Source organism: Aquiflexum sp. (assembly GCF_041749095.1).
GTDB lineage: Bacteria > Bacteroidota > Bacteroidia > Cytophagales > Cyclobacteriaceae > Aquiflexum.
Genome location: NZ_JBGTCA010000456.1, coordinates 1 through 5,751 on the forward strand (window position 1 = coordinate 1; position 5,751 = coordinate 5,751).

3 protein-coding genes are annotated in these 5,751 nt (G+C 39.5%); 1 reads left to right on the forward strand and 2 read right to left on the reverse strand.

The window, feature by feature from the left end; translation table 11 throughout:
• The first annotated feature begins 738 nt into the window (after window positions 1–738).
• Window positions 739–1,164, forward strand: coding sequence for a MarR family winged helix-turn-helix transcriptional regulator (locus ACEW8O_RS20840; RefSeq protein ID WP_373496557.1), 426 nt, complete (start codon window positions 739–741; stop codon window positions 1,162–1,164).
• A gap of 167 nt (window positions 1,165–1,331) precedes the next feature.
• On the opposite strand, the gene ACEW8O_RS20845 is transcribed toward ACEW8O_RS20840, so the two are convergent.
• On the reverse strand, window positions 1,332–1,817 hold the full coding sequence (locus tag ACEW8O_RS20845; RefSeq protein ID WP_373496558.1) for a nuclear transport factor 2 family protein: 486 nt from the start codon (window positions 1,815–1,817) through the stop codon (window positions 1,332–1,334).
• Window positions 1,818–2,221: 404 nt separating this feature from the next.
• Window positions 2,222–5,751, reverse strand: a 3,530-nt coding sequence (locus ACEW8O_RS20850; protein ID WP_373496559.1) for an adenylate/guanylate cyclase domain-containing protein, incomplete at its 5' end; no start/stop codon positions are given.

Below are 5,751 nucleotides of genomic sequence, written 5' to 3' on the forward strand. Positions count from 1 at the left end.
TTCAGAATTGGTAATGACATCAGGCCATAGACCTCTCCTGACGTCGAGGTGACAAGGCAAAGTCCTTTAAAGAATTGAATGCTATTTATAGTTCTAAACCATCAATATGAATATCTGTCATTGGTAGGTACGAGGAATCTCTTGAGGTCCTATTTATGTTTATATTTGGCATTTTAGGATCCTCTTGAGACTCTTCCTTCGTCAGAGTGACGGCTGCTCCGATTACGTCATTGGTAGGCACGAGGGATCTCCAGAGGTCCTATTTATGCTTATATTGTTCATTTTCTGATCCTCATGAGATGCCCCGAAAGGATCGGGACAGGCTTTCCTGCGTCAGCATGACGTGCTCCGATTTATGTCATGGTACGGCAGGAGAGGTCTAAAACCCTAAGGCTGAATAGATTTCTCTCTTCGTTACCAATGACTAGGAGAAGTTCAATGCAAGTAGCTTTATAACCAAACAAGGGAAGCTATTTAATTTGACTTTACCTTGTAACTTTTACGCCCAGAGAGGTCTGATACCTTAAAACCGGAGCAAAAGATTTCTCCTCCCGTCGAAATGACAAGGAGAAGCGCTTGACACAATTAAACCAAGATGTAAAAATTAATCGCATCCATTAACTCTCCTTCTCAACAATAGTCAGGATTAGTGAAATCAATTCCAAAAAGCTTTTGCCCTCATCCATTGATTCTTATTTTTTATTATCATAAATTCAATTGTTTACAAATAAAATTAATATGACCAATTTGAATGAAGATCCCGGATTTCAGTTTTATGTTGCCTCCCGTCTTATCTCTCAGGCCTATAGGGAACCTTTGGAGGAGTTGGGGCTGACTTATCCACAGTACTTGGTGATGTTGGTACTTTGGGAAAAAGATGGGCAAATGGTTTCACAGATCGGTGAAAAGCTTCAATTGGACTCGGGAACACTGACACCGCTGTTAAAGCGATTGGAATCCGTAAATCTTGTAAAGAGGGTCAGAAGCGAAACCGATGAAAGGAAAGTAGAGATCGAACTGACTTATCCCGGAAAATCCCTACAGTCCAAAGCCCAACAAATTCCTGAAAAAATCAAGGATTTTTTCAACACTTGGGAAGATATGGAGTTCCATCAATTGAAAATGCTCATGGAGCGTTTGATCAATGACTTGAACAAAAGATAAAATCATGTAAAAAAATCAAAAAGAGCTATACAGCCACGGCAACCAATCGAGGTGGAAGAAATGGGCATATAAGTACAGATGATGGGATGTTGGATTTGGAATTGGCCATGCCAAAAGAACCAATTTAAAAACTTTGCTTATTCACAATGAAACCCAATAAAACTGCTTTACGACTTGGAAACATCCTTCTCCATATACTTCTTCAACAGTCCCCTTGATTGTTTTCGGATTTGGGTTCTCATGATGGGTGTCCAGCCAAGCAGCCAACCTTTCCACCCCAAAGCCTGACTTGCCCATTTCCAAACATCAAAGTGGTCTGCATGTCGGATGATTTTACCGTCTTTAAATTCGAGTGTTGCACTGATTTTATTGACCACTTTTCTCTTTTCCGGTCCAAAAATATAGGCCGCCTCCCATTTAGCACTCCCATGGTCACCGTCAATCTCCACATCAGAAAAAGTAATTTTTATGTTTCCCTTACTCCGCTCGATCAGCATTTTCCACATTGCTTTGACTTCATCTCCTTTCAACTGACCAAAAGCAGGGTCTTCAAAAACAATTTCAGGATGATAATGGAATACCATTTCATCAACTTTCCCTTTTGAAAAAGCTTCATAAAATGCGATAATGATTTCTTTTGAACCTTCAGACATAAACTAAAGATAAACAATTTACTTATCGAGGTAAAAGGAAACCTTTAAAGAATTACCGTTCGAAACTGTTGTCCGAAAGGTTGTGCCTTTAGATCACTGAGTCAGAAGGTATAACCTCCACCAACTCCACTTGAGCAAAAGAACTCAATACTCAAAAATCCGAAGCCAGAGTCTTCGGATAACGTTGTCCGAAGGTTGTGCCTTCGGACCACTGAGTAAGGAGGTTCTACCTCCACTCTACTTGAGCCAAAGACTCAATACTCAAAAATCCGAAGCCAAAGTCTTCGGATAACGTTTGCTCTATGTCTTAAATCTCACGTCTCATGTCTCTGTCTCAAATCTCACGTCTCATGTCTCAAATCTCACGTCTCATGTCTCAAATCTCACGTCTCAAATCTCATGTCTCACGTCTTAATTCTACCATTGACAAAATACATTTTCATATTTCCCTTGTTCTTAACAGGAATTTCTCCCCTGAATTCACAATCAAAGATTTCCGAAATCAGCTTGTAGGTATGTTCAGAGACATTGATTTTTCCTTTTTTTGAATTCTCTTCCATTCTGGCGGCGATATTGACGGTATCTCCCCAGATATCATAGGCAAATTTCCTGTCACCTACGACTCCGGCAACCACGGGTCCAATGTGGATTCCTATCCTTATTTCAAAACATGCTTCACCCCTGCATCTTTTGTCTTCATTGTAATCTTTGACAAAATCAATGATCTCAAATGCTGAAAGAATAATTCTCTCCAGATGGTCGGCACTTGCCACCGGAATACCTCCCGCAGCCATGTAGGCATCTCCAATGGTTTTGATTTTTTCCAATCCAAATTCCGTAGTAATGGAATCAAATCCTGAAAAAATTCTATCCAGATTTTTGACCAGGTCATCGGGAGTCATTTTATCTGCGATTTGGGTAAAACCCATGATATCAATGAACATCACCGAAACGCTTTCATACAACCTTGCAGAAGCCTTGCCTTTTTCAATCAACTCATTGGCAACTTCTTTTGGCAAAATATTCAACAGCAGATTCTCACTCTTGTGTTTTTCCTGTTCGAGTTGGTATGTTCGTTCCTTGACCAGATTTTCCATGTTTTCATACAATAGGGCATTTTCGATAATGGCCCCTATCTGTCCTGCCATCAGACGCATCAAACTCACATGTTCCTCCTTGAAGGCTTCAGAGGTCTGACTATGGGTGAGGTAGATTATTCCCGATATTTTGGATTGGTTGACAAATGGAATGCAAAGCACTGATAGGATATTTCTTGCCTTGACTACCTCGTCTCCATCAAAAGGCTTTGTCACTGAAGCATTGGATATGACCAATGGTTCTTTGGTTTTTTTGGTATAATTAAGAATTGCCTGACTAATCTCTTTGCTCTCCTGCAGCATAGTCCTTGGAAAACTTGTATGCAATCTATGATTGGCAGTAGTTGAAACCTCTATAACCCATTTGCCATTTCTATTGATGATAAAATGACCTTCCTGTGCACCGGTATTTTCCATCGCATAGGTCAGAAGCTTCTCCAAAAGGCTTTCCACCTTGATTTCGGTAATCAGGGCCTGCATGGTTTTAATCAAGGTCTTGGTGTCAATGTTGGAAAGCTCCAAAGATGACGTGGAAGAACCCCTGCTGTCTTTTTTATCCATGGCAGTAACCTGTTTTGGACCATCCATTTCGTTCATTAACAAATATGTTTTCGAAAAAGTATTCATTTCCTTGGATTGGATAATGGCACGGTTTCGATAAAATTCATATTTAACCTTATCAATTGTCCTGATATGATTGGAATAAATCTCACAAAAAAGAATATTTAGTCTTTTGTTGCCAATTTCTTCCATCATGGTTATACTTTGTTCAAAATAATGATGGATGACCTCGCCTGTGACGATCAGATCCAATTGTCCCTGTAAAAACATCCAAAGTGGCTGACAGGTCATCGGATTCAACTTGGCACTTACTTTTAAATTCTTGATCCCATTCTTAATGAACTTTACAAGGTTTATTCCTTTATAAGTTCTGTCACCAGTCTGTAAGGTCAACAGGGAGGCATTTAAAAGTCTTGAAAAATTATAACTATGGATAAAATAGGTTGGTACTTGATGTTTGGCATAAGACCAGTAAGTTTCAAACAAATCAAAAGCATGATGGTATTTACCAAACCAAAGATTGATTTGGCCACATGCCCCAAAATAGGAGTAAAGGAAAACATCGTTTTTTTCCTTCAAAGCAGAAACATAATATTCCTCTTCGGAATTATTGAATTTGTCCAATGACTTTTCCCAGGATTGAGGATCCGTGGTCATTACCTTGAGTCCTTTGAGAGCTACACTGTTCAATGCTTCCTGATTTCTGAAATTGTACTGTTTTTGAAAATTGCCTTCTTCTATGCCTTCCTGAATCAGTTTCAAATAATCGCAACCTAAATCAAACTTGATCAAAAACCCAAAAAGCAGGTTCCAACTGGCGTACTCCATACTTCCAGCTGCCAATCCTTTTTGGAAACCTTCCAAACACAATGGTATTTTGTCCTGGATATTCTCCTTGATATACGATGTAAAGCTGATATCCACCATGATGTTGGTAGCAGCATATTTCTCAGCTCCTTTGATAGAAAGCAATTTGAAAGATTCTTTGACAACCTGATAACCCTCCAGGGGTTTTTTCATTGCTCCTGAAAGAATAAGTCCATAGGAGGCAAATCCAGGTCCTGATTCCGGTGCACAACCCTTCTTAAGGGTAAGTTCAATCATTTTGAATATCAAGAGCGGATAGGTATCAATATTTACAAAAAAATAGGGAGGTAAGGCAGCCATCAACACTTTAAAAACCCCCTTTACAATAGGGTCTTCCACCATAGGAAGGTTGGCAATCTCACCAAATTTGCTGGGAGGTAAAAATATCCGCAGTTTGATGGCCTGAAAAATTATCTGCCATTTTTTTGCTTTTTCAGGAATACTGATCCCTGCTTCTTCCAAGGCTGTTCTTGCCAATTGTACAGCTTCCTGCTGATGGTTTGCAAAATCCAATCCCTTGATCAATTTTTCATAAACTGCCAACCTTTCGGGAAGAGTTTCAGCAAGTGCCATGGCTGTCTTCCGGTATTCTAATTGTCGGGGTTCATTTTTGACCAAAAAGGAGTATTCCAGCAATTTGACCAAAATAAAAAATTTGTCTTTTTTGGAAATATCATCTTTCAAGCAGAGAAGGGCATTTTCTGTGAATCCCATGGCCACTTCAAAGGAAGCTGCCTGTGCAGCGATTTTACCTGCCTCCAACAGGATCTTTCCGATTGGGAATTTGTCCTTGGATGTGGTCACATAATGGAATCCAATCGAAAAATGTCTTGCTATATCTATTACCCTGAATTCTTCACCACTTTCAATCTTTTTTCTCAAATAAATGATGCCAAGATTATAATGGTATTCACCTTTTTCATTTTCATTCAAAAGATCATAGATAGCCTGCTGTATTCGGGGATGGGCAAATTTAAACCGGATATCTTTATGGCTTTGCTCATAATATTCCGGAAGGTAATGGTAATCATTGCCTACAGGAAGTATGGACAGATCCTTAATCAAGGGCCAAAAGTCCCGGTGAATCGCAGCAACACTTTTGCCAACAATCAATGAAACCTGCTCCAAGGAAAACTCCAATCCCAGAACGGAAGCGATCTTGGCCATCTTAAGACCTTCTTCATCCAGCTCTTTGATGGTAAGCAGAAGCAAATCGATGATATTGTCACTGATATTATGTTTGGCAATTTTGGCAAGGTCCCATTTCCACAATTTCTCCTGGTAATCAAACTGGAGAAGATTCTGCCTATAAAGAGATTCCAAAAGCTTGGTCAATGCAAATGCGTTTCCCTTGGTTTTACTGAATACCAATTCAGATAAAGATGAAACTTCAATACTCTTCATCCTCA

Excerpts from the sequence above, each read along its gene's own strand:
- ACEW8O_RS20840 (WP_373496557.1), top strand. The coding sequence starts at position 739 with ATGACCAATTTGAATGAAGATCCCGGATTTCAGTTTTATGTTGCCTCC.
- ACEW8O_RS20845 (WP_373496558.1), bottom strand. The coding sequence starts at position 1,817 with ATGTCTGAAGGTTCAAAAGAAATCATTATCGCATTTTATGAAGCTTTT.